25 protein-coding genes and 1 pseudogene are annotated in these 26,060 nt (G+C 39.7%); 3 read left to right on the top strand and 23 right to left on the bottom strand.

Translation table 11 applies throughout. The features are described from left to right. Window positions 1–20 precede the first annotated feature (20 nt). From NSQ66_RS03610 to NSQ66_RS03590, 5 genes are all read right to left on the bottom strand, one after another. Window positions 21–779, bottom strand: coding sequence for a hypothetical protein (locus NSQ66_RS03610; RefSeq protein ID WP_051491358.1), 759 nt, complete (start codon window positions 777–779; stop codon window positions 21–23). Window positions 780–1,760: 981 nt separating this feature from the next. Further along, the gene (locus NSQ66_RS03605) at window positions 1,761–2,603 is read right to left on the bottom strand and encodes an Abi family protein (protein WP_076142292.1); all 843 of its coding nucleotides are present in this window, start codon (window positions 2,601–2,603) and stop codon (window positions 1,761–1,763) included. A gap of 325 nt (window positions 2,604–2,928) precedes the next feature. Next, on the bottom strand, window positions 2,929–3,135 hold the full coding sequence (locus NSQ66_RS03600) for a hypothetical protein (protein WP_036684827.1): 207 nt from the start codon (window positions 3,133–3,135) through the stop codon (window positions 2,929–2,931). A gap of 22 nt (window positions 3,136–3,157) precedes the next feature. After that, a complete protein-coding gene (locus tag NSQ66_RS03595; RefSeq protein WP_036684825.1) occupies window positions 3,158–3,727 on the bottom strand; it encodes a hypothetical protein in 570 nt (189 codons plus the stop codon). Next, complete coding sequence (locus tag NSQ66_RS03590; protein ID WP_076104112.1) at window positions 3,709–4,074, bottom strand: helix-turn-helix domain-containing protein; 366 nt, start codon at window positions 4,072–4,074, stop codon at window positions 3,709–3,711. Before NSQ66_RS03590 ends, NSQ66_RS03595 begins: the two co-directional genes overlap by 19 nt. Before the next feature lie 191 nt (window positions 4,075–4,265). Between NSQ66_RS03590 and NSQ66_RS03585 the strand changes: the two genes are divergently transcribed. Further along, window positions 4,266–4,799, top strand: coding sequence for an NAD(P)H-dependent oxidoreductase (locus NSQ66_RS03585; RefSeq protein ID WP_076142290.1), 534 nt, complete (start codon window positions 4,266–4,268; stop codon window positions 4,797–4,799). A gap of 73 nt (window positions 4,800–4,872) precedes the next feature. Here NSQ66_RS03585 and NSQ66_RS03580 read toward each other — a convergent pair whose 3' ends face one another. Both NSQ66_RS03580 and NSQ66_RS03575 read right to left on the bottom strand, forming a co-directional pair. Next, entirely contained in the window at window positions 4,873–6,039 is a 1,167-nt protein-coding gene (locus NSQ66_RS03580) for a DUF4317 domain-containing protein (protein WP_036684821.1), read from the bottom strand. Window positions 6,040–6,197: 158 nt separating this feature from the next. After that, the gene (locus NSQ66_RS03575) at window positions 6,198–7,319 is read right to left on the bottom strand and encodes an FAD-binding oxidoreductase (RefSeq protein ID WP_076142289.1); all 1,122 of its coding nucleotides are present in this window, start codon (window positions 7,317–7,319) and stop codon (window positions 6,198–6,200) included. Window positions 7,320–7,488: 169 nt separating this feature from the next. On the opposite strand from NSQ66_RS03575, the gene NSQ66_RS03570 reads away from it, so the two are divergent. Further along, the gene (locus NSQ66_RS03570; protein WP_076142288.1) at window positions 7,489–8,676 is read left to right on the top strand and encodes an ABC transporter permease; all 1,188 of its coding nucleotides are present in this window, start codon (window positions 7,489–7,491) and stop codon (window positions 8,674–8,676) included. A 46-nt stretch (window positions 8,677–8,722) separates the two neighbouring features. After that, a complete protein-coding gene (locus NSQ66_RS03565) occupies window positions 8,723–9,262 on the top strand; it encodes a helix-turn-helix transcriptional regulator (protein ID WP_076142287.1) in 540 nt (179 codons plus the stop codon). A 76-nt stretch (window positions 9,263–9,338) separates the two neighbouring features. Here the strand turns inward: NSQ66_RS03565 and NSQ66_RS03560 are convergent, their stop codons facing one another. From NSQ66_RS03560 to NSQ66_RS03485, 16 genes and pseudogenes are all read right to left on the bottom strand, one after another. Then, the gene (locus NSQ66_RS03560) at window positions 9,339–10,325 is read right to left on the bottom strand and encodes an iron ABC transporter permease (protein ID WP_170914305.1); all 987 of its coding nucleotides are present in this window, start codon (window positions 10,323–10,325) and stop codon (window positions 9,339–9,341) included. Beyond that, window positions 10,325–11,365 carry an iron ABC transporter permease gene (locus NSQ66_RS03555; protein WP_076142286.1) on the bottom strand — a complete coding sequence of 347 codons (1,041 nt, stop codon included), beginning with the start codon at window positions 11,363–11,365 and terminating at the stop codon, window positions 10,325–10,327. Before NSQ66_RS03555 ends, NSQ66_RS03560 begins: the two co-directional genes overlap by 1 nt. A 66-nt stretch (window positions 11,366–11,431) precedes the next feature. Further along, a complete protein-coding gene (locus NSQ66_RS03550; protein WP_076142285.1) occupies window positions 11,432–12,253 on the bottom strand; it encodes an alpha/beta hydrolase-fold protein in 822 nt (273 codons plus the stop codon). Then, the gene (locus tag NSQ66_RS03545) at window positions 12,250–13,266 is read right to left on the bottom strand and encodes an ABC transporter substrate-binding protein (protein ID WP_076142284.1); all 1,017 of its coding nucleotides are present in this window, start codon (window positions 13,264–13,266) and stop codon (window positions 12,250–12,252) included. The genes NSQ66_RS03550 and NSQ66_RS03545 overlap by 4 nt, the downstream gene beginning before the upstream one ends. A 112-nt stretch (window positions 13,267–13,378) precedes the next feature. Next, window positions 13,379–14,491 (bottom strand): helix-turn-helix domain-containing protein, encoded by a 1,113-nt coding sequence (locus tag NSQ66_RS03540; RefSeq protein WP_076142283.1) that lies wholly within the window; start codon window positions 14,489–14,491, stop codon window positions 13,379–13,381. Window positions 14,492–14,704: 213 nt separating this feature from the next. After that, window positions 14,705–15,556, bottom strand: a complete 852-nt coding sequence (locus tag NSQ66_RS03535) for a hypothetical protein (RefSeq protein WP_076098727.1) — start codon at window positions 15,554–15,556, stop codon at window positions 14,705–14,707. Beyond that, window positions 15,549–16,127: a sigma-70 family RNA polymerase sigma factor gene (locus NSQ66_RS03530; RefSeq protein ID WP_081384440.1), complete on the bottom strand. Its 579-nt coding sequence runs from the start codon at window positions 16,125–16,127 to the stop codon at window positions 15,549–15,551. Before NSQ66_RS03530 ends, NSQ66_RS03535 begins: the two co-directional genes overlap by 8 nt. Before the next feature lie 282 nt (window positions 16,128–16,409). Continuing rightward, window positions 16,410–16,943: pseudogene (gene ssuE / locus NSQ66_RS03525) on the bottom strand (NADPH-dependent FMN reductase). Next, a complete protein-coding gene (locus tag NSQ66_RS03520; protein ID WP_076142282.1) occupies window positions 16,943–18,301 on the bottom strand; it encodes an LLM class flavin-dependent oxidoreductase in 1,359 nt (452 codons plus the stop codon). The pseudogene ssuE and the gene NSQ66_RS03520 overlap by 1 nt, the downstream one beginning before the upstream one ends. Before the next feature lie 42 nt (window positions 18,302–18,343). Then, window positions 18,344–19,351: an ABC transporter substrate-binding protein gene (locus NSQ66_RS03515; protein WP_076142281.1), complete on the bottom strand. Its 1,008-nt coding sequence runs from the start codon at window positions 19,349–19,351 to the stop codon at window positions 18,344–18,346. Between the two features lie 445 nt (window positions 19,352–19,796). Then, on the bottom strand, window positions 19,797–19,970 hold the full coding sequence (locus tag NSQ66_RS03510; protein WP_249267781.1) for a hypothetical protein: 174 nt from the start codon (window positions 19,968–19,970) through the stop codon (window positions 19,797–19,799). 660 nt (window positions 19,971–20,630) lie between these two features. After that, a complete protein-coding gene (locus NSQ66_RS03505) occupies window positions 20,631–20,885 on the bottom strand; it encodes a hypothetical protein (protein ID WP_076142280.1) in 255 nt (84 codons plus the stop codon). Between the two features lie 435 nt (window positions 20,886–21,320). After that, a complete protein-coding gene (locus NSQ66_RS03500) occupies window positions 21,321–22,154 on the bottom strand; it encodes a hypothetical protein (protein ID WP_076142279.1) in 834 nt (277 codons plus the stop codon). 69 nt (window positions 22,155–22,223) lie between these two features. Then, on the bottom strand, window positions 22,224–22,358 hold the full coding sequence (locus tag NSQ66_RS03495; RefSeq protein WP_339279557.1) for a hypothetical protein: 135 nt from the start codon (window positions 22,356–22,358) through the stop codon (window positions 22,224–22,226). Continuing rightward, window positions 22,351–23,949, bottom strand: coding sequence for a DNA cytosine methyltransferase (locus NSQ66_RS03490; protein ID WP_249267780.1), 1,599 nt, complete (start codon window positions 23,947–23,949; stop codon window positions 22,351–22,353). The genes NSQ66_RS03495 and NSQ66_RS03490 overlap by 8 nt, the downstream gene beginning before the upstream one ends. A 25-nt stretch (window positions 23,950–23,974) precedes the next feature. Beyond that, window positions 23,975–26,053: an AIPR family protein gene (locus tag NSQ66_RS03485; RefSeq protein WP_076142277.1), complete on the bottom strand. Its 2,079-nt coding sequence runs from the start codon at window positions 26,051–26,053 to the stop codon at window positions 23,975–23,977. Window positions 26,054–26,060: the final 7 nt, after the last annotated feature.

The raw sequence follows: 26,060 nt of genomic DNA, 5'->3' as shown, positions 1-26,060 counted from the left end.
CATTTATCCATTGGTCTATTCTAGATCATCTTTCTCCCGATCGTTTTATATAACATGGTTCTTATCTTCTTTAACTGCGCAAAGTTTTCTTCAAATGAAATGCTGTGGGTCAGTGCCAGCCCTTTTGAGAAATCTTTTTTATATAGAAAAATTGATTCCAAATACAAACCTATGACATGAATCTGATTCCAAGTAGGATAACTTGAATTATGATAGAAGACAGTCAGCGTTTCTAATGCATAAAAATTATGACACCATCTCGCTTCCTCCATTATGTACTTCATTGCCGGTCCGTTATTGTTAATCATTATGTCCCGGAATTCATCTAAATGATTAGGCTGAACATCGACATATTCAATTGCATAAAATGGCTTTACATGCCGTTTTCGCGCGCCTTCCCCTGGTGTAGGGTACGTACTGTTTGGTGTAGTTACAAGTAACTCCATACGGATTGTTTCAAGCACGAAAGGTATATTCACATTTTTCAAGGTAGGTAAAATGATTTCGGCATCTTCTTTTTCCTTGATCTGCATTAGGATAAGATAATCCCATATAATGAATTCTCCATGTTTTTCGGCTGTTTTGTTATGACTGTAAACTGAAATATCCTCCACAGCATTATTTTGAGTCATGGATCCTAGAACGTCTGTGAGTTGGCTCTTTATTTCTTTTTTCATATGCTTTTTATACTTCTTATCGACTCCGATACTCCAAGCAATATAATAAGTATCATTTTGTGGTGTCAGTTTTAGATTCTCTACGCTTATTTTCTTATCCATTTCTGTTTCCCTTTCTGTACATGTCCCCAGCCATCGATGTATAATTCGTCTAAGATTTCTAATAGCTCAGGAGGGGTTTGAAGCAAGGCTGCTTATGATTAATCGTAACGCTGCTTCCCAATAAACGCAAATAAGCCAACCCCTATGAACTGCCCCATCAGGCACAACAAAAAGGCATGCGTCCGGTACACTACCGAATTCATACCTAACAAGTCGCCTAATAAAATAAGCTGTTATGTGATAAGGCTCCCCATATCATCCGAGGGCGAAGTTTAAAAGGTACCAAGATAGTCCCTTACTTCAGCAAGTATGTCCACATGGCGAGCTCAGACTTTACAAGCACAGTAGGACTAAGTTGAATTACTGATAGCTCAAAAGAAAGCCTACCCAAGATTTAATTATTTTGAGTAAGCTTCTTTACCTTCAAATCAAAACCTCACTTACTTATGATAAGGTTCTCCGTGATAGTGATAAGCTAAGTTCTATAAATAATTTAGATACTAAAAAATCCCTGAAACAATTACACAAGTAATAATTGTTTCAAGGATTTTGATTCCTTTAATCTAGAAATAGCTGTTACCCTATTTTCCAGACGACCTTGCGGAAGGGTCTTTCATCTAAACTGAATTTTACCACTGTAAAATAGTCAAGTCAATAACATCTTAAGGTTTCACTTTATAATTTCTGACCAGTTTGAATAAAATGTACATTATCTCTCCAAACTCAGAATGTTCTTCATAAAAGGATTTCTTCAATCTACATCTTTTAATGAGACTTACTAATTCTTTTTTACGTTCAACTCTTGAAATTCTTCCTTTAACATAATAATCATGTAAATACAGTAGGGCAGTAATATCATGTGTTTTAAGATTTCTAAGTAGAATATTAGTACTTGAATCACTCATATTACAATTTTGAGTTATATAATTTCGAACTTGCAATTTTATATGCTTTTCATTAGATATAAAAATTGATTAGGCCCTACAATATTAAAATAATAGGTCTACTATGTGCAGAGGAATCTCTAATATTTTTCGAATCAAATAATAGGCTATTCGCCAGTTTTAATTCTTTATATTTATATTTCTTTTTTTGAACATAAAAATTAATAAAGAAACATAATTGACCATAAGACATTAATTCAATGAGTACCCATATGGAAGGTTTGTTTTTCCTTTTAACAATCAAATCATAGCTATAATCTCTTTGAGACTTAAATGCCTCCAATAACTTTTTATCTATAGTTTCATATTTTTTCATTTTATTTTCGATTACTTCAAGCGTTAGTTCTTTTGTTATAAGTTTTCGTCTATAACTTTCTAACTCAAATAATTTATACTCATCAATAATTTCAAAACCATCTTCATCACTCTCAGTTATCAAGCGAATAATTAAAGATTTTATATTATGTTCGATATCTAAAGACAACTTTAAAAATAAATACCTAAAATGCATATCTATTGTAGCTAAATCATTTAAAATTGAAAAATCAACATTTGTGTATTTGTTATCTCTATCTTTATTAAAATTCTTTCTGAAAGCAGTAACTTTATAATAGTAAGTTCGATCCGTTAATATTTCTTTAGCTAATGACTCATTATAGGAATTGAAAGTAATGCCTTTAAATTTTAAATACTCGATTTGCTCTTTTACTGATAACTTCTCTTTTAATTTCGTCTTTTCTACCAAATTCAAAACAGGTTCTTTGCTCAAAATCAGTAAATCTTCTACCGTAGCTGCAACTTCATCTTTAGCCTCTATTCTTTTAAGTGGACTTAAAGATTGTTTAAACTTCAATAACTCTTCTGTTGATGCTCTTTTCAAAAGTATATTCACCACCTATTAGATAACATTGTGACAATTATATCATGTATTACCTAATTCTATCGATGAGTTAAAAATACTCCCTGTTGCTAAACCTGCTTAATTAACAGTTCACAAAATTTCGCCCTAATGATACGGTTCCCCTTTACTTTACCTCACAAAATCTATTTAACAAGGGAATGATTTGTTCCTTGCTCATAGGGGCGTCGTGCCCTGGGATATACGTAGTAAATGAAAGAGTCGATAAAAGCTCAATATATTCTTTCATTTTTATCGGATCAATTTTACCTTCTCCATGATAATAATCCCCGCTATGTGCATCTTATCAAACGTGCGTGATCAAAGCATATTTGGGACGTGGCAGATTGTTATCATCTAAACACTTTATAAAGGCATCTAAATGCGATTTTGAATTGCCACAATCAATCATTATTGAAAAGCTGTCACCTAAAACATATCCCAAAACAGGTCTGTCTGTTTCTCTGACATTTTCTAAATAATAAATAGAGTCATTTATTTGTTTCAGTTTCATCCTATGGGTTCCTCTCCTGTATTCACAATGTACTACGACGTAGTTCATAAAAATATTGCACAATCGGATGCTTTAACTGGATCTTCTCGCTCATGTTTAAAATCCGCTTTTTCCCAACCCGTCTGTCCACTAAAGCCAGAATATTCAATAGGATATCATCGCTCTCTAAGCTTTCTTCTATAGAAGTAGATAAAAACTTATTAGCTATAACGATAAAATTCGATTTACTTAATGAGGTCTGTGCTGACAAAAGCTCCTTTGCAACTTCTGATATCTTTCTGCTTCTTGCAATGACTATTAGACGATCCTCCGGGATGTTCCCTTTACTATCTTTTCTAACCGCTTCGATGTCTTCAGGGTGGACAGGAATTTGGAGTTCTGAATCATTCTTAATCTCCTGCTCCGTCTGATACCATCTGATTGAGCTAGTTCTATCATTCATATTGAGTACGTTCTTTTTATCTACCGAAATATAACAGCTCCCTGATTTATCAGGTAAATAACGGTAACTGCTTGCACGATATTCAACCTTGCCGGATAACGCAGGACAGAGAAAACTCTCCAGTTGTTGCTTTAATTTGCTCCAGGACATGTATCCTCCAACAAGACGATCTCTTCTCCTCGTCTTTGTCTTATTTTTATATTTTCTTTTCCCCAAGAACACATAACATCCACGATCTTATTGGCTGTAACGCCATATTCCGTGAGGCTGTATTCAACTTTTGGCGGCATCTGCTGGTACACGAATCTTTTGACAAGCCCATCCCTCTCAAGTTCACGAAGCTGCTGGATCAGAACCTTTTGTGAGATGCCCTGAATATTACGCTGTAATTCACTTGTTCTTTTGGCACCGGACATCAAAAAGCAAATGATCAAAGCTTTCCACTTTCCGCCGATGATTTCTAGTGTTGCCTCTATCCCTAGATTATATTGTTTCATAGACTAACACCTCGTTCATACTGATCAAATTAAGCTTACTCAAAACTTCATTGTTGCATATATTTTTTTCGGAGTCCAGTACACACCTCGAAGTAACCATCTTACTTTATTGTGTGTATTTTCTTTTTTTACAACCTGCAAGATAATAATAATATTCATAAATAATATAGGCCTGAGAATGGAGATTCATCATGAAAACACTAGTGATTTTGGCGCATCCGGGCCTTGAGAATTCGAGGGTCAACCAGCGCTGGAAAGAAGAACTGCTATTATATCCCAACGATATTACCCTTCATGAGATTTATATGGAGTACCCTGACTGGAATATTAATGTTCCTAGAGAGCAAAATCTAATGGAAGCTTATGACCATGTGATCTTTCAATTCCCGTTGTATTGGTACAGTTATCCGCCGCTATTAAAAAAATGGTTTGACGATGTGTTGGCTTACGGATGGGCTTATGGATCAAACGGTGACAAGCTTAACGGGAAAAAGCTAGGGCTGGCCCTGTCCATCGGTGATAAAAAAGAAAATTATCAGCCAGAGGGCTCTGTATCTTTTACCGTAGACGAAGTGATCGCACCCTTTAAAGCCAGTGCCAAACATGTAGGTGCAGAAGCCCTACCGTACTTTGCTGTTTTTGGAGCTTCATTCCAAGCCAGCGATGAAGAAATTAATACTAGCGCAAAAGAATATATCACCTATATCTTTAATCACCGTATTTGACACAAAACAAATTGGGCTATCCTTAGTCTTGTTCAAAGACTTTAAGGATAGCCCATAACATTGTTGAAGCGGTCTAAAGATTCTCTGTAGTAAGTGTGAATCCTTCGATCACAGCATCTTCGTCAACCTCAATCAAAATGCAGCGTCTCCCATGATAATTCACTTGCTTCACATATTTTAAATCCTGCGGGCTGACCGAAATCGTAGCTACCTTTGTATCGATCTTAATCGATTTGGTAGTGAATTTCGGCATTACGCTGCTCGCCTTCATCTCATAATGCTTATCGTCAACGATCGTTTCAAACGCCCGTTCCACTTTTTCCATTGTCACGTTCTCTACGCCACTTACCGTCAGTACACGTTCCAGATCTCTATAATCGAGCATTGGAGGTTCTTCCTTATCGTCGTTGGTTTCGATGACCTGATGGATCTCCTCGTACACCTGTGCGAGAGTGGTTGCATCAAGCTGTTCGCCCGCCACTTCCTTCACGATGTCTTCGAATATAGCTCTCTCTTCCAGAGCCGTATTGGATCTTTCGGCATTCAAGACCTCTCCGACAAAATGCGGATCCGGGAAGTTCGACTTCCCCGTACAATACAGAATGCGGTTCACATCGGAATAATTGTCCGTCACGCTTGGGTAAAAGAAACCTTGCTCCGGCGTACTTAACTTGACGATCGGATCTACAATGACATTGTACTTGAACTCCCGCTCCACGTAATCAAACAAGAGAGCTTTCCGTTGTTTCTCCGTGGAATTCACGCTGCATAGAATAAAAGGATGCGCGAATAGTTCGTTTTTCTCACTTTCCTCAGCTTCATCGTTTCTATCTTTAGTCGGGCGGAAATACTGTCCGCGAACGAAAGTGATCACCGTATCCCGTTCATAATGAGTATCCGCCATCATTCTGTCCACCAACAGCAGCATCAGGTCCTGCCATTCATCCGGATCCCCTGTCACCAAAGCTTGGTGAAGCATCACCTGCGCTGGCTCCTCCGCTTCCGCTTGAAACTTCAACTCGAACAATTTCTGATCCAGTTCACCGGTCAGGAGTTTTTTGAAATTGCCCATATACAGCTCCTGCTTCTCTCTGTCCACCATTCCAAACGGCTGGCGCTCCCAATGATAGATTTCGTTGCTTTCCTTCATAATATACACGTTGAGAATATCGTAAATACTCATTAAATCGTGATCCAGCTTAAATTGCTTGCGTATATGCGCGACTTCTTTCTTTATCATGATTCGTTAGACAACTCCTAGGAAGATTAATTGGTCTTTTCAGTATAAAGGATAAAAAAAACCTTCGCTATATTAGTTGAACTTAAGATTTTTCTATTAAGGTAAGTACGTGACTGCGGTGAATGTTTGGACTTCCCCTCCATTCGTGCTCGTACTCATCAATTTATCGCATGCTCTAATGCATAGTCTTCAAGCGGAATATCTACCTGTTGATTCATGGCCAGCTTGGCTAGCTGCTCACCAAGAAAGGGTCCCATCGTTAATCCGGATGACCCTAGTCCATTAGCAACAATTAGTTTATTCCATCCTTGAACCCTGCCTAACACGGGAAGAAAATCTGCAGTAAAAGGACGGAACCCTACTCTTATCTCATTTAGGCTACAATCCGCAAGACCGGAAGCCGTTTGCAGACCTTTATTTAATATTTCTTGCATTCCTCCTGCGGTTACAGCAGTATCATAACCTACGACATCATTTTCGTGAGTAGCACCTACCACGATATTTTGATCCGCAAACGCAAGTATATATTGATCTGTAGGCGGCATTACCACAGGCCATTGCTCTGTACTCGCTTGTTGAGCAAGCTTCAAATGCATAATTTGAGCTTTTTGATAACGCACCTGGAGCATGATCCCAAGCGGATGAAGCAAAGCGTTAGACCAAGCCCCTGCGCACACAATCACTTCATCCGCTGTGAATGTCTGTTCTCCTACGCTAACCCCTTTAATTTCATGATCAGCATGCTCTAAAATAGCATCGCCCTCAATCATTTGCGCACCGTTACGCTGTGCCGCTCTTAGCAAAGCATCACGTAATTCACGTCCGTTCACTCTTGCTGCACCAGATACATGCAGCGCATGATAACCTTCCGACAATAATGGAAACTTCTCTTGCGCTTCAAGATCCGTCAGCATCGTAAGTTCCCCTATTTCAGGGGCGTCCTCTCTGCGCAGCTCCGCTCTTTCTTTCATCGCGAGTAACTTTTTCAAATCCTCATGGATACATATCGCTCCTACTTTTGCGTATCCAGTCTCGGTTTCTCCAGCCTCTTCCAACTCTTGAATAAGTGCCGGATAAAAGCTTGCACCCGCTTTAGCAAGACGATACCATGCTTTGTTTCTGCGTTGAGACAACCATGGACAAATAATCCCTGCTGCTGCATCCGTTGCTTGTCCAACATCCTTACGATCTATAATGATGACCTCAGCACCTAACTTACTTAGCTGATAAGCTGCTGAAGCCCCTAATATGCCTGCACCAATTACAATGACCTTGTTCATGTTCGAAGTCCCTTCAGTTATTCATTTTTTTAATCATTCACTACTTACCCATTGTATCTTAAATTTGACATTTATAATGAATTATCGTACTATAAATCTCACTCAGTTAAAAGTACTTTAATTGGAGTACTAAAATAAAAGTGTTATTCAGAAGAAAGAAGGTATACAGTTGAAGTTTTCACAGTTTTTGAAGTCCAAAGGGGCCATTGGTTCTATTTTTATGGGTGTGTTCTATGCCATTGCGATGCTTGGTATTTTCTTACCAGGGTATACAGCACTTCCAGGGAACATGGATGATTTAAAAATTGCTATCGTCAATGATGATGCCGGTCAATATGGGGCTCAGATTTCGAGTCAGTTCACGGAGAGCTTACCATTCAAAACGATAAAAACCGATGTATCGAATAAAAAGGCGATGGATGAATTAGAACATAATAAGTTAGCTCTAGTTGTCCATATTCCAGAAGAATTTTCCGCCAACGTTCAAAGCGGTAAGGTATCCGCAAGTATTGATTTCACAGTCAACGAAGCTTCTGCCACCATGGTATCTTCAGCCATGTCTTCCGTTGTAGGAGAAATTAACAAACAATTAAGCGCGAACTTCTCAGAGCAAACCGCAAAAGGTGTGTTAATGAACTTTAACGTACCAGAAGAACAAGCCACCGCAATGGCTACACAAATTGAAAATAGTTATGTCGGGAATTATGTTGTCATCAATGATGTTCCGGACGGCATGCACAACAACATGCTACCTATGTTCTTAACTATGGCTGGTTATGTTGGGGCAATGATTGCCTCCATGCAATTAGTTGCTTCTTTTAAAGCGAACCGCGGGAAAGCAAGCAAGACAAAACTATTTATGTTCGTTCAACTCACAGCTTTATTAATCGCTGTATTATCAACTGTCGTTGCTTTAACCATTGCCTTCTCTGTTGCAGATGTAGACCTATCCTTACTGTTACCAGTTGCTGCTCAGCAAATTCTAATGTATATGGCTGCATTTAACGTGTGTGCGATTATGGTCTTCCTAGTTGGCGAAGGCGGTATGGTCTTAAATATTCCAATCCTGCTCATGCAAACCATCGCCAATGGTGCTACCATGCCTCGTGATATGATGTATACACCATACGATTGGTTCGGCCGCATCACCCCGATGTATTATTCTGTGCAAGCTTATTTGGCACAAATGTTTGGTTCTATTAGTCCAGCACCCTTCTTATGGGGATTAGCAGGCGTATTTGCCGGGGCTATGATGATTAACATTGTTATCGTCCGGTTTGTTCATAAATCTGTACCTCTGACTAAAGAAACTATACTGCCCGTTGAAGTTAAAAATACAGCTGAAATAACCGCCTAGGTTTGGTAAGATAGAGTTTAGCCAACAATTAGGAGTGGGTTCTGTGATGTCAATTCAAATTTATATCTTAAGTAAGTTAATGGATGAAAATAATTATCCTTATAAATTAAAAAAAGAACTATCCACCCCTATTCCTTTTGATAAATTGCTCAATCTATCTGAAAGCAAACTGTATTATCACTTTGAATCTCTTACGAAACAGGGCTTAGTTGAACAGGTAGAGATTATCAAAGAAGAACATCGTCCAGACAAACAGGTGTTTTCCATTACCGATAAAGGGCGCAAGCAGCTCCCGCTCAAAATTTATAAGGTAATAGAAGATGCAGAATCTATTTCAGATATGATTGTCGCTCTTGTGAATCTTCGTTTTGTAGAGACTGATAAAGTGATCCCGATTATCGAGAAGAAAATTGAACAGTCACTTATAAAAAAAGATCAATTAAATCAAATTTACCAGCAAATAGATGTAGATAGCTCCACCCGTGACGTCGTAGATTTCATGGAAAGCTACTACGCTTCTCAACTAGAGCAATCTATTTACTGGTGGAAAGATCTTTTAGAAAAGCTGAAAACGAAAACTATATAAAAAAGAATGCCTTGGATTATAGTATAATCAAGGCATTCTTTTTTATATCCAGCACCAATCGCAAAGTTTTTTTCAATTATTCACTTTTAATCAATAAATATAAAAAGTATGGAGCACCGATTAAAGCCACGATTACTCCTGCTGGTATTTCAGTATTGGCTACTACCATTTTACCAAGCGCATCTGCAATAACAACTAATCCGCCACCTATTAGTAGGCATGCGGGAATCATTATTTTATGACCACGAAAGAGTCGTCTAACTAAATGTGGAACTACTAAACCTACGAATCCAATACTTCCACTAACGGCAACCGCTGGTGCCGCTAATAAGACACTACACACTAAAAACCAAACACGATATTTATTTAGAGATACCCCTAAACTAATGACTACAGGATCGTTAAGCCTTAGTACATCCAATATAAGATGATTCCGAATTAATAAAGGCACAATAAGAAGTAACCAAGGCAGCATAGCATACACGTGACTCCAATTACTATTCCCTATGTTCCCTGCCAGCCACACCTTAATCATCTGATATTGCGAAGGATCTAGTACAAAGGTTAACACAATCATAAATGCACTAATCGCAGCCGCAACAGCAATACCTGTATAAATTAATCGAATGGGAATAATGCCTTGATTACGATCATAGGAAAGCATAAATAATAGAGCGACAACAATAAATCCGCCCAATAAAGCATACAGTGGCTGAACATACGTATGTAAGCCGGTTGAGCTATTTTGTAACAGTAAAAATAACATCATGGATAATCCAGCACCAGCATTTATCCCCAATATGCCCGGGTCTGCTAAAGCATTTCGGCTTATGGCTTGCAGCAGCATTCCTGCTATTGCCAACGCGCCACCTACTAGAAAACCCAAGATCATACGTGGAATACGGAACTGAAAAAGTACAAGCTCCTGCCTCGGTGTTCCCTTTCCTAATACGGTTTGCCATAACTCTTGTAAGCTTAAGCTGCTTTGACCAGTAGATACACTATATATAAAGCCTAGCAGTAAAATGATTGCTATAATTATAAACTTCCATCTTAGCTTCACTATAGTTCCCGCCTTTCTTTACGTGCCAAATATAGAAAGAACGGAACACCAATAACCGCAATTACAGCACCTACAGGGATTTCATAAGGGGCATTTACGATACGTGCCACTAAATCAGCAAGCACAACAAGGATGGCCCCCAGAACTGCGGATAATGGAATAATATAACGATAATCCACACCCACTATGTAACGTACCAAATGCGGAGCAATTAAGCCCACAAAGCTTACAGATCCAGCTAAAGCACATGAAATCCCAGCCAACATAAATGCGGATAAAAGCGAGAGATTTTTGATAAGCTTAATATTAACGCCTAACCCTTCCGCTGTCTCATCCCCTACAGATAGTATAGTAATCGACTTTGAAATTACGATGGCAAGTAATAGCGCAAGAAGCATCCACGGCAACATTTGCTGTAAATGAGCCATACTAATGCCACTTAAACCTCCTCCATACCAAAAAGCCACCTGCTGTGCCACTGAAAAAAAGATACTTATTCCTTCACTTAGGGCAGTTAGCATTGCAGAGATGGCAGCACCCGCCAATACAAGCCGAATAGGCGTCATGCCTCGTTTACTTAATAAACCAACACTAAAGACTAAACCCGCTCCTAATCCCGCACCTAGAATACAGAGCCAAAGTGTACCTGTGAATGAAATCGTCGGCAGGAAAACCATAGCAATAACTAACGTGACCCCGGCCCCAGCATTTAACCCAAGAATCCCCGAATCGGCTAAAGGATTGCGACTAATCCCTTGAATAATTGCTCCACTTACTGCAAATCCAGCGCCCGTTGCCATAGCGGCAAGTACCCGGGGCAAACGAATGGATTGGATCACCTGATGAGTAGAAGCCTTATCATCAAAAGCGATGATCGACATGAATACATCTGCGAAGGGTATTTTTTTCGCGCCAAGGGCCATAGCAAGCACTAATACGCCTATTAATAGGAGGAGCATGAGGATTAGTAATACTAAAAAGGAGAACTTTTTTTCTCCTGCTAGTGATGATTTCTGAACATTTGCGGCCAATGTTTCCAACCCTTTCCCTTCACTTTACAAAAAGATCCAGCCAAGGGCCAGCTCAGATGCAAACGAATATGATTTCTAACGCAAGTCAGAGGATGTGGTAAGCAAAAATTTGACGGCCCGACTAATCGCACCCGAGATTACACTTACATGCTCCTCTTGCTCAAGCAATGCCCAGCTTACTTCAAAGCTTGGAAGGTGTAAGGACATCATGCTGTTACATAAATCCAAGCTATCCTTGACCATATAATCCAGCTCTTCTCCACCGGCAATCATAAGCGTTTTAGGTAACTGACTTAGCATATTACTGTGTAAATCAGCTTTAAAATTCTCATATTCCTTTAAAAGTGCGTAGTCATTCCACCAGATGGAAGCACTGCTTGCAATATAATGCGAAAACAAGGTAGGTTGTGTAAATAAGGCATGCAGAACAAATAATCCGCCAAAGGAATGACCATATAATGCTTGCTTCTGCTTATTGATAACGAACTGCTGGGCAATGGCTGGCATTAACTCTTTTTCAAAAAAGGCTAGCAGCTCATCTGCCCCGCCAAATGCTGGCCAAGGCTCGCCGTTGGGACGTTTCGGTAAATTCGCGAGCTCGGCGGGCATGGTTAAATCATAGGTTCGACGCACGGTATCAAACGCCTCACCTCCAGGATAACCAATGCCAACAACAATCGCGGGTGGATAGCCTTTAGGCTTACGCGTCAGCAATCGGGTGATTTCTGCTGCGGTTTCAAAAAGTCCATTACCGTCAAGAACATAAATGACACCGTAGCCATCTTTTGCAGGCTCATCCAAAGGTTTGGCAATAAAAATTTCATAGTCCTTATTGTTAGCTTTACTCGTGATCAGCATCGTTTCATAGTTTGGTTTTACATACGGTTTGATAATCATGGCAGCAGGAACGCTACAATATCGTCCATCGTTTTTTGATAAGCAATTAATCCGCTGGATCTCCAGTGATCGCCATCCACCTCGAACACTTTACCTGCTTGAACTGCCGGCAGCGCCTTCCATAAAGGACTAGCTTTAATGTCTGCCAGGAAGGCATCTCCCAGACCATCATTATCGTTAATAAAGATATAATCCGCGTCTAAATCAGACAGCATCTCCAGCGAAATATCAGCGGACATTTCACCTTCTACAAGAGCACTTTGAGCAAAGCCTAGCTCACTCAGCACATAACCCCCGTAATGGAAGTTACCCACTAAAAAGATCGCACGGGCATTCGCATTAATATAAATTGCTTTTTTACCGGCAGATACGCTGGCTAACTGTGCTTTAGTTGCTTCCAGCTTTGTATTGTAAGCAGCAATAGCTTCTGTTGCTTTATCCTCTAAACCTAGCAATTTCGCAATCGTTTCTGTGGCCTCCACTACATTGCCGAGTGCATTCTTAAACACGTAAGTTGGAGCAATTTGCGAGTAGTTTTCATAAACACCATTTTGTGCATAAAAAGCAGTGGGGAATATAATTAATTCCGGCTCCAAATCTACTACAGATTCTGGAGAGGGAACACCATTAGCGAAGCTGATTTCTTTTACACCACTTAACGTATCCTGTAGATACTGCTGCGGTCTTTCACCCGTGGACCATTGGGCTACTGGGGTTACACCAAGGGTAACTAAGTAATCCTCTAGACCAGGGGCATACACCTTTTGTACAGTCCCCGGAATGTTTACTGTATTGCCAACTTGATCAGTTACTACAAACGCTTCTCTAGCCGCTACTTCCGTTTCTTGTACAGCGGGTTCCTCCGTTGCAGTTGCACTCGTTTCGCTAGTTGTTGCTGGAGTATCTGTTGCTTGCTGATTCGCTGTATTATTGCCGCCGCAAGCTGTTAGTAGAATGGATAATAAACCAACCATTACAACATAACTTATTGTTTTTGTATTAAACCCCTTCATGATAGACCTTCCCTCTTTCTTATATTCTCAATAATAATCATTCTCAGTATTGAGTGTATAAGAGATAGGACGCATTGACCATGTAACATCTTATGATTAGACATGTACATTTTCAAGGTATCATCATTACTGCAACTTCCTCTAGCATTCGTTTTAAAGCCACAGGAGAGTATTCAAACCAAGGATCAGAATGAATAACATAGATTTGTTGCTGCTTAATAGCCTCTAACTGTCTAAACCCAGCGTCTCTCTGCAGATGATGCCATGTTGCGCGTGATTCATCATCGGGGCATATAATCGTAAACAGCTTATCTACCTTCAATTCACTTAACTCATCAAAAGTAATCTCGGCATTATATAGAACAGGCTGCTCATAACCAGATTCCGCTCCCAAATCCTGAAACAAAAGATGCTGAATGCCTGTATTACAATAAGCAAAAACTTGTTGCTGATAGATACGTATAACTAGAATTTTAGGTGGATTTGTGATCCACCCTAACTCGCGACGAACGTCTTCCAATCTTGCCCTATACTGCGTGATCCACTGTTTCGCTTCTTCTTGTTTATTTAATCGGGCAGCAAGTTCAGTTAACGCTATTAAGCAATCTTGTTTATCATCCAGCCAATAGATTGGAAAATGATCCTCTATCTGTTTTACCAGCTCTGACGACAGATCTTTTGGAGAAATAAGAAGATCAATTGGCAAATGCAATAGCTCATTTGGGCTGCAATAATTTTTGTTTTGGGTCAAGATTACCTTATGCTCGATTTCTTGCGACCACAAATTATAGTAGTACGGTGTCCATTTTGCACTTAAGGGTGCAGCAAAAGGGACCACTCCTGCCGCATGTAGATATCCCATCATATTCCCAGTTACAACACCGATATTTGATTTTTGTTGGCTGGAATACATCGTTGGGGAGATCCCTTCAACCTTTTTGAACACTCGGCTAAAATAAAACTCATCACTATATCCAACCGCTTCTGCTATAAACTTCAAGCGAACGTCTTGTTTCTGCAATAATTGTTTAGCCTTTTGAATCCGCAGCTGAGTAACATACTCCATTGGACTTTGTATATATTCCTGTTTAAACGCCGAGGAAAAATAACTGGAGCTAAGACCAGAAAGATTAGCTAAATGGGCTAAAGACAAGTGCTTCGTGAAATTCTCTTCTATATATTTTCTAACCTCGCTTAAATCCGTCTTTTGCGATTGTTTTTGCATGCTGTCACCTCTTTACTGCTTATATAAATGCACATAACTCTTTATTCATTCATTAATTGATAATCATTATCAATTATACTTTTGTTTTTGGGGGGTGGCAATGGTTGGGGAACGTTCTATAAAAGTGTGCTCAAAAAAGAAGACGCTCAGGGGACTAATCCCCTCGCGTCTTCTGTGTGTAACTATAGGCTGCTGCTGCCCGGAGTAAGTCTTTTATTTTGAATCTACAGCCGGAGCCGGAGCTGCAACTGCTGCGCCATTCTTTTGCAAGTTCTCCTTCACTTGACCTTGCTCTAAAGGCTGAACAGGCGCACCAATGTTAAAGCTATCAATGATTTTCCCTAGTGTAGCTTGGTCAAAATCTACTTGGGAATACAACTCTACTGTATAGCCATCCTCTTCCCAAATCACAATTCCATTTGCAAAATAAACTTTAGTCCCGTTGATTACTTCTGTCTTCACTTCTTCTGTAGTGCTGATCCCATTGTCGCCGCCCTTGGAGATTAGAAAATTCACAGCATTCTCACCGGAATTATACTGCACTTCAACCATGCTGGTCCCCTGAAGAACACAATTCATAAACTTATAGTCTCCCATCCAGTCGGGTGCCGGGAAGTTCATGCCAAGTGCTGCACGTGCTTCATCTAGGCTCAACTTAGCTGCAACCGGCAATTCAATGACCGCATTCTCCCCGCCTTGGGCATCTTCAGAAGGAGTCATTGACTGTGCAGCCGATGGGATTTCCTTATCGTATTGTGTGATTTCGAGATTTCCCACTTCAAACTTTGCCATGATCGACTGGAACATATCCTGTGCATAGGAGGTTGCAGAGAAAGCTCCACCCAAACAAATTACTGCACTGCCAATCACTATTGCATTTCTCCAGCTGCTTTTTTTCATCGTTATCCCGTCCTTTATCTCTGATTGGGGGTTAAGTGCCCCATGGTCCAATTTGTATATCAAGCGGTTATAGATTCTTTCTTTGGAGATAGTGCTGCCCTGTTCGGCATTCTCAAGCAGTTCTATGGTCTTACTGAATTTGGTGAGATCATCTTTCTTATTCATTTTTGAACCCTCCTGCCTTTAAGGAAATATGCAGTTTTTTCAAGCTTCTATATACTACGACACCGATATTGGACTCACTAACTCCCATGATCTGTGCAATTTCGGAATTTTTCAGCCCAGCCCCATATTTCATTGCAATGATATTGCGTTCCTTCTCACGCAGCTTGGAGAGCGCCTTGAACAGTGCCTGATTATTATCCTCACGGATCACCAGCTCCTCAGGAGACGGCTTGGGAAATATAAGCTCCAGCAACGAATCCAGTGAGGTATAGCTTCTTTTCTTCTGCGCCCGAAAGTAGTCCGTCACAGCATTTCTTACAATGGCAAACAGCCACACCTCAAAATTCGATTTTTCTTGTGAAAAACTATAATACTTACACATCACAGTCTCAAACACCTGACTGCATATGTCCTCTGCCGCGTGGTGGTTATTAATCCGATAACAGATATATTTGTAAACACGTTGGTAGTACGTATCATACATCCGGGTAAATTCCTCTTTGGACATGATAGCTTCACGTGATCTTTCGGTATTCATGTAACGCTCCACTTTACCCTGGATAACCTCCATCTCCACCCTCCTTCCACCTCACCTTCATCGAAAAGCTAAACAAATTGCGCAATTTGTTGTGAAGAAACTTACATAAGTTAATACGGAGAAAAGGGCGGAGCATTAACAAAATGTTTTGATAATTGTGGAATGGCAAGAAACCATCATACAACTTATAGTTCACCAAATGGAGACTGGGGACCTTTTTCAACGTTCGTTCATGAGATTAATAATCACAACACAAAAAACGCAACCCCGAAAGGCTGCGTTAATGTTACCCCCTAACTTCCTGTTCTCCCTAGTCTAATTAGTTATTTTTGCAGGTACAAGCTTTAGTAATTCCACGGTTAGCCTCTGCTCCGCTTCCTCATCAATACGATACCCATCAGCTTCTAAACGTTCAATTTGCCGATCCAAGAAATAAACCGTATTTAAAATCTCAGTAGCACCCAGTACAGATAAGACGGGTTTTAATGCATATTCAATCGCTAGAAGATGGCCTAACGAACCCCCAATAGCAATAGGTACAATTCGCTTACCAACCAGCGCTTTTTGCGGAAGGAGATCTAAATAGGTCTTCAAGATTCACGTATAGGAGGCTTTATAGATAGGCGTTAATACGGCGACAATATCCGCTTCTTCCACTAGCGCATTGGCCCGCAGAATCTCCTCACTGGCGAAATTGGCCGTAAGCAAATCGTCCGCTGGTAACTCATGTACATAGATCGAATGATGCCAAATCCCCTCTTGCGTTAGAAATCTTTCAACCTGCTGATGAATAGCTGTTAATCGAGATTTTCTAGTATTTCCTCCATTAATAATGACTGCTTTGCTCATTACACATTCCCTCCTGTGCTCGCAACGATTAGTACTTTTTCAAGTGTGGGTACAACAGGTACAGATAGTCCTAAATTTCCTCGAAGCGTGTTACTCTCATATTCAGTGCGGAATAAGCCCCTACGCTGTAGTTCAGGAATTACCAATTCAACAATATCGTTAAAGCCCTCTGGGAAATGGGGAGGCATCACATTAAATCCATCTGCCCCTTCATTTAAGAACCATTCTTCTAATTGATCTACGATTTGTTCAGGGGTTCCAACGATTTCCCGGTGTCCGCGTGCTCCAGCGATCCGTTCATAAATTGCACGTATGGATTGCAGATTTTCACGTTTGGCAATATCACGAATAATGTTGTAGCGGATACGCGGATTGGTCTCATCTTCAATGGAACTGAATTCTGGAAGTGGTTCATCGACGTCATACCCAGACAAATCAATGTTGGTGAAAGCTGACAAATACGATAATCCTACGTCAGGCAAAATGTAGCTGTTTAATTGCTGCTGTTTCAACAAAGCTTCTTCCTCAGTTTTCGCTACAGTAATAAACACACCGGGCATGATCGTCAAGTCCTCCGGCTTACGACCATATTTAGCCAACCGACCCTTAACATCCCGATAAAAGGTTTGCGCTTCTTCAAGGGTTTGCCATGCTGTAAAAATAACTTCCGCGGTCTTCGCGGCCAATTCTTTTCCAGATTCAGACGATCCGGCTTGAACTATCACGGGATGTCCTTGTGGTGTTGTGGATGAATCAAGTGAACCTTGTACTTTAAACCAGGCTCCTTCATGGTCAACGGGATGTACCTTGTCTACATTTAAATACTGGCCTTGTTCCTTATCGATGACTAGCGCCTCAGACTCAATGGATAACCAGAGCTGTTTGACAACCTCCACAAATTCCTCTGCACGTTCATAGCGGGATGCATGCTGCAAATGTTTATCCTTACCAAACAGGAGAGCTTCCCCCTCATTAGCTGATGTTACTACATTCCAGGCGGCACGCCCCTTAGACAAATGATCAATGGCTGCGAATTTACGCGCTACATGGTATGGATCGTTATAGGTAGTCGTCAAAGTGGCCGTTAACCCAATATTCTTAGTTACCGCTGCGAGTGCCGAAATAATAATAACGGGGTCTAGCTTCAATGATGATTGTGCATTTCCCGAAAGCTTTTGACCCAATACATCTGCAAAAAACACCATGTCGAACTTACCACGCTCAGCCGTTTGTGCAATCTCCGTTAAATACTCCAAATCAAATGCCCGACTTGCCCCTGAATAAGGATGACGCCAGCTTGCTACATGATGACCAGGTAGATTAATGAATGCCCCGAGTTTCATTTGTTTTTTTGTCATGCTAATCACTCCTATTGTTTATTTTTCAACTTATATAGAAAATTATTTAGCAAAAGGATTAAATTCGTTCGTATATAACTCTTCCGGTTTCACTTGGCCTTCTTTAAGCTCCCCATTTGCCACAAGCCAATCAATCCAAACATCGTATTCCGATGGTGTAATGACGCCGCCCTCTTCAGATATGCCTGTACTCTTCCAAAACTTAAGATTGTCCGTTGTTTCCTTTCGTTCACGCTTATTAATAATTTCCTCAAATCGCTTAATGACTTCCTCCCTAGGTGTGGTTCGTGCCCATTCAATCGCCTTAGCCACTCCATCTACAAATTGCCTGACGGTATTAGGATTATCCTTGATATACTGATCTGTGAAAAAGTAATCACCCGCAGTAAACTCTGTCCCAAACACATCAATATCCTTGAAAATTTCTGCGACCCCTCCTGTTGTTAAAGCCCGATCCCGGGCAATCCCGCTTAACATAACCACATCGATCTGATGATTTCGCAGAATCTGTTCTGCACTAGAACTTGGGACTGTAACCAAGGTTACTTGTTCAATTTCCTTTTCGGTCAAGTTGCCTTGGCGTAAATAATCTTTAATGACGAATTCCGAATGGGCACCGAGAATATTCACCCCTACCTTTTTACCAATAAAATCTTTAGCCGACTTTATAGCTCCCCCCTCGAGGGCATATGCACCTACAAACGTATTTTTATCACTGCCATAGGAGCCAATGACCGACTTTATTTTTACGTTCTTGGCGTAAGATTTAATAATGGCTCCATTGAATGCTGCACCAAAGTCAATTTGTTTCGTCGCGGTTAATTGAATGCTTTCCGGACCACCCACGCTGTCACCTATAGACTCTAGCTTCAAATCTCCTAAGTAACCTAAATCCGCCGCCAGCTCTGGGAAAGAGACACTTCCAGGTGCAGACTGATATTGCAGAATCTGATCTTCTCCACTTTTCGCGGAGGACTTACCCTCTGAGCAGCCAGATAAAATCTCACTAACCAAGCCTACAAGTATAAGCAGTGCTACTGTTTTGTTCATCTCGCTTCTCCTTCGCTAAGCGATTTGCATTCCTTAGGGAGTTGATCAAGATGAATATTGATTTTATACTCGCCTAACTCACCAATTCGTGTGGGAGCAACCTTATTTGGCTTGGAAGTTTGTACCTTTCGCACAGCCTGTGGCGGTATAGTGGCTGATTTTTTGAAGAGACATTAGGACTTTAAACATAGGACGACCTCATATAATCTGTATTTACAGTATGTATGGTTAATCGACAAAATGGAAAGGTCCCCCTTCAAAAAATGCACATAAGAAAAAGACTATCGCGTGGACAGCCTCAGCATAAGCATGTATATGTTTTTTAGTCCATCTTAATCCGAGAGAATAGAAGGAGGAGTAAAGGCATTTGCAAGTTGCATGCCATCCTTGAGCCCTTGGAGATATAGACGTTCATAAAGACGGAGTCCTTTAAAGAAAGCTTATCCTACCAATACTCAAACTCTGGCTTGCGTGCAATATCCATGGAGGCAAACAACGCTTGAAAAGCTTGGTGCTCTTCTTCAAAAGCTTGTCTAGGCTCCGATTGACGTTCAATCCGTGCGCTCACCTCAACCAAGCGACCTTGAATCGTTTGTATAAACCATGCTGGAAAGCTCACCACATCTCCTCCTAGACAGAAGTTTAAACGAACAGCCTCTGAAAATCCCTTATTTTCTTGATGCATCTGATTGCTGAATTCGTCTACCCGACGACTCTGGGCCTGAAGCGCCTCATTGTTGTTTATGGAATCCCCTGCTCCAGTGATTGCTGCCCGAGTTCATTCAGCTTGCGCTTTTCCTCCTCATATTTGTGCATCAGATTGTGATTGCATCCTCACCCTTCTGGAAAAGCTATGTCTGTAGAGACGATGTACAGAAAATTTAATGCGTATTAACCAAATTGTATGCGAGGTAAATATTATTTTAATGCGAATATCGAATTAAAATAAAATATTTTGCGGCGACACCGAAATGTAGCATCGCCAAGAACCACCGGGTGACAAAAATATGATCGGAACCTATGGGATAGCGAATAACAACACGAATGAAGCAAAAGGTTTTTCTCGCCAGGTTGCAAACCTTTGGATTAGACATTAGTTCGACCAGTTTATCACGATTGGAAGGTCAATATAGGCTCGTGTAGAATTATGAGGAAGAGGTTTCTGTTGGGGAGTTGTTGGAGGAGAGTTTGAAAGGTCCCTCTACTCTATAATTAGTAAATCTAATATAAAAATCTTTATATGATATTGGGATAATCATGGCCAAGCTACATCTTTCTATTATTCACAATTAATTAATTCATACAATAAATCTTCGCCTAATTCCTTATATCTGTTCATTGGCATCATCCTCCAAATTCCATGCGCTAACCGCAAGCGACTTATTTTCAATATACCTATCTGCTCTAAAAAGATATCATAGCCTTGATATTTATTCATGAATGTAATAAATTTATCCTTAATGTAATAAAATTCATCTTCAGGTATCAGCCTTATTTCTGCATCTTCGTAAAGAATTCCAAACAAATAGGCCATCTCATCTTGATTATCACCACCACGAGCATTTAAAGACTCACCTAACAGAGGCTTTCCATTAAATTTTTCATGGATTTTTTTATGACATTCTCCACATAATGATATACCATTTCCAAGCTCATATGCCCCTAGAAAACAAACTGTCTTTCAGATGATATGATGAGCTTGCAAATTGTAGGTAGAATGGAAATTAACACATCGATATTCATCACGAGTTCTAATAAAAGTCACTCCATAAATGAAGGCACCACTTTTTAGATCTGCCCTTAGAAATCGCTTTGTGAAGCTTGGATTTTTTTATATTCAACTGTTCCCACAATTTTATCCCCTACCTTCATACAAGAAAGTAAAAAATTCCCTCTTCATTTAGAAATTAAATAAATGTAAAAAAGAACCGCCTCTCATATTTTTTAGAGGAACGATTCCTTAGTTTAATCAGTACTCTTCAGTATTGATAATAACTTCTGAATATAAAAAATCACTTATTATCAATTTAACTACTATCTCTTCACCAAATCTGTAACAGGTATAAATGTATTTATTATCCTGTACATCAATCCAGTCCAGTAATACTAATTGCGTCTTCAATTTCTGTTCTGAACTATGTACAGCCGCCAAATCCAATTCAATAACCATTATTCTGTCATACACCCTGCTTCCTATCTCTGGAAGGAATGAATCACCGATGTTAAATGGAAGTTTAAACTCTTCAATTTCCTCATGGGACATCATATTAGCAAATGAATATCTTAAACTTCCGTTATTTAAACAATAACCTTCTGACAGTTCAAATACTGAGTGCCCTATAGCAAGTTTAAAGATAATTTTAGAAATTCTATCTTCAAATTGAGTTAAACGGTTTTTCTCAATCGTAGTTTCAATCTCTTTGACCAAAGTTTTGTTGTAGACCATTCTTCCCGCTGTATCTTCAGTAAAAACATAGCTATGGCCATAGTGTTTACTTTTTAGTATCTCGATTAAAAGCGATAAAAAAAGCTCATCTTTGGAAAATGATTTATTGCATTCAACGCATGCTGGGACAATCCCTAAATTATCAGGAAATGGTTTTTCAAGAAATACCTTTGAGGGTATATGTTCTCTTGTCTTTGCTTGTTTTCCACAATATATACAGTCGGAATATTGCCCTTCTTTGTAGACGACCTTATGTCTTAATCTTTCGTCTCCTAAATATTCCACATGCTTCACAATGATCCACCCATATTCTATAGAATAATTATTGGTTTTTATATTTGCAATCCTCATGGACATACCAAAAACATCCTTGAACGAATGTTGCAGTGTTATATTTGGGTATCGTGCAATTTGTATCGGAAATCGCTATGTTGCCGATACTTCCTGACTATCATTTCTAGAACCGTATTTTTTAGATCGGAGTTTAGACATCATTTGCATCATTTGCCGCCGTTGCTCTTTCGTCAACGATTCCATCATCAGCGATGTCTTCCTACTCATCCATATCTAAATTGCATGCATCAAGCAATTCCGCAAGTTTTATTGCAATGGCTTTCGCCATTATTGGTGGAACAGCGTTACCTACTTGCTGATATTGTGAATCTTTAGTACCAACAAATATAAAGCTATCTGGGAAAGACTGTAGTCTAGCAGCTTCACGAATACTTATAGCTCGATTCAAAACAGGGTGAATCCACATTGATTTACGAACGTTCGTAACGGTTCCTGACGGCTTGTCATAAACTAAACGTAAATAAATTGAATTCTGTGTTCTTTCTGGTCTTGTATACGTATCCTCAATTAAGCTGCGGTCAAGATCGTGAAAATTCTGTCCAGGCTGCAGAGCTTCAAAACGTTTCATAGCTTTCTCTCGAGTTTCAGTTGCAATATGATTAGTGAGAATATCCGCATTGCGAAGTTGCGCTGTTAATGGGGTCGCCAGATATTCATCGTCTAGATAAACTGGATTATCTTCTATAGTAAAACATGGAGTTACGATTTCTAGATCGCTTATGGCATCACATACAGTATGATATTCGGCTGAAGCAAACTCTGCTTTTGGCAATTCTGGTTGAATATCCAAATCATTTCTTAAGCCTAATGCAATATACCGCTCCCTTAACTGCGGCACACCATACCAAGCTGCATTAAGCACACTGTCAGATATGTTATAGTGCTCTCCCAATCTTTTATTGATATAGTCAATAACTGAGTAAGATTTCACATCAACATATACTCCTTTTTGTTCAAACCTTAAATTGCTCAAGATAATATCACTGTCCAGTAACTCTTTGGCGTACAGTAGCAAACGCTGGACATTAATATAAGCAGACATTAAGGGTTCGGCTTCATCAAAGGATATTTCTCCTCCGGCAAATTGAATAAACTTGTTTAATGCTATCCGTTCAAAATCAACATAATGTCTTGATACATCGACATTTTTCGAGGGCATCAAGGCAATAATTTTAATGCATTTTTTCCCTTGTTTATCTAGAACTTCTTCACGTTTTTTCTCATTCCTTGAATTCTTAAGTAGCATGCGCAAAGCATAAAGAGATTTTTCAGGTAAAATCAGTTTACTGATTATGTGAGTGTTGAATAAATAATCTTTGAAGTCCTCAACAGGACATATTAGATCAAGAAGACATATAGTTTCGTTGCGAGTAGCTATCCCCAAACGCTCTACCTCATATCCATCATTTCTTGAACAGTAGAAGCGGTGAATCTCAGATCTCAGCATTCGAACATTCTCCATAATGAACGCTTTCGGTCTAAGATTGAGTATAACTTCAACATATTTTTTGACTAGGCTATTATTTTGACTAACAATATGATTTTTTTGGCGATTAGCATTTGAGAATCCTTGGCAGGGTGGTCCCCCGACTACAATATCAAATTCACCATATATTTCACGGAACTTATCGTAATCAGTAATATCTAGAATGTCACTTAAAATTTCAGTATCCGAATGATTCAGCTTATACGTTTTCTGGGCGTTTTCATTTTTTTCAACTGCCACAGCGATTTCATACTTACCTGTCTGTGTAAATCCCAGACTCATTCCGCCCGCCCCAGCAAATAAATCCAGCACTCTATACAATGTTCCACACCTCTTTTCAATCCTCTTTCCAGCCTTCCGCAACAGCTTTATTCAGCAATTCAAGCAACTTTTGGCTATGTACTGAGTTTGGCAGCTTAAAAGGGATTTGGCAAGCAATTTTTAATGATTCAGCTTCAGCTTGATAAGGTATCTTCTTTTCAGCAACATAATATTGAACTTTCTTCCAAAAATCCGCACCATAGTTGACAACCCTCGTTTGCGCTTCAATTCCCGTTACCATCCTCTGATCTTTTCGGGCTTTTCTTACTTCTGACTTAACGTTATCTATGTCGATAAGTACAGATTGAATATTTGCATCCAATGTAATATCAAGTTCCTTAACACGGTCCCAGCAGGCCTCACGTTTGCACCATTGAGTTACGTTCGCCATCCCCCTAGATGGATCAGTAATGGAGTCAAGCACAGATTTAGCTATTCTGGCCATTTGGTCCGACAACACACCTGGTATTTCTTGTCTACTCCAGATAATTTGAAGGTCCAGAGTATTGTTCGGATACTGCTTCTTAATTAAATGTGCCATAAGTGATATTGAGTAAGTCACAATATTAGCACGATATCCCTGTTCATACCATTCTTGATGTGTAACCAGCTTTTCAACATGTTTAAATAAAATATAAAGTGCAAGTGATTCCTGAAAATATCGTTCGTTGAATGACTCATCAGATATTGACCATTCATCATCAACCCATTGCGCAAATTCACTAAAATTAGACTGCGCACCTTTACTAACTTTATGGGGAAGCCCTCTCCACGAGTTTCTTGCTTTAGCAAGGTCAGTCTTTGTAATGAGCTGATGCTTTGGATTCTGTGTTATAAAGCGATTGCGTTCAGCTTTTGTCATTCTCATTTGCGCTTGCAAATACTGTCCTCTTGCACGTTCGTAAAACCAATGTGTATCATGCTGCGCCCCTCCTACCGCTGGAGCAAAAATCCTTCTGGATATCTGCTCCATTCGAATATGAAAGGGGTGTGTGGAGAAAAAATCGGCATCGCTAACCTTGTTTTGGCTGTTCGAAGACCGAGATATCTTCTGCATAAGATTATGAGTCTCATCTAAATCTGCATTAATTACTGTTAATTTCATCTGCAAGCTGACTGTGCTGAGATCAGCTTTATCCTTATAACGAGCATTGGATAGTGAGGCAGTTGTCTGCCCGCCATTAATTATTTGAAAGTCCTTTACTGAAGTAATAAACTTCCCTTCGAGTCTATCTTCAATAATTACGTCAACAGCTGTCGCAGATATTCCATTATTGAATGCAAAAAACATTTGTGGCGAACTAATTATGGTCTCTCTTATTTTCTTGTTAACGGCCACCTTAGTACTAAGGAAAGAGCGTACATTCCCCTCTAATAACTGAGCACCGTAGCGATCGTATACATCTGCCAATACCGTGCCTGAAATAACCCCCAGATAACAATCATAAGGATTATCGCCATAATTGCTGGTATCCAAGCAAGGAATGCCTTTTTCTGAATATTGAGTAAAATCAACCTCTATATTCTCCCTTCCCGAATCAGCAAGGAACATTTTATAAAGCCGTTCAATATCCCATATCTGGAATTCGATAGAAACTCCATCGAAATCACGTACAGGGAAACTTTCAATCCTCCCACTCATGTTGCCATCAGAAAAAAGTAGAATGCGAAATTTACGAATTTTCTCCTTATTTGTTAATAGGATATCAATGAGGTCTGCTGCCGAACTGCTAATTTCAATTTTTTCAAGAAGTTTGTTGTGGTATGTCTCATCCAAAAATCTGATGGGCCACTCAAATATCTGTTGAGCTTCTGATCTCGTTAGTGTCTTTACTTTTTCATCATTAGTGTAGTTAGCGACTATTAAATTCATTGTATAATCAAACTCATCTAACGCATACCCATCAATTCGCAACTTGCGATTGTACATACCAGAACCAATATAAAATGCTGGTTCAAAGTCTGGAAGTACTTCTGCATTCACCAAATAATTCGCAACTATTCCAACAAATGCAGCACTCGACCCTTCTCCAAAAGTTGCAGCAGAAGATCTCACATCTTCCAAGAGTTCTTTTCGGAATTCTTGCAGCTCCATAGTAGCC

The organism is Paenibacillus sp. FSL H3-0329 (genome assembly GCF_037963285.1).
Classification (GTDB): Bacteria; Bacillota; Bacilli; order Paenibacillales; family Paenibacillaceae; genus Paenibacillus_AQ; species Paenibacillus_AQ odorifer.
The sequence above is the reverse complement of the archived record's forward strand: the minus strand, read 5'-3'. Positions and strand labels throughout refer to the sequence as shown.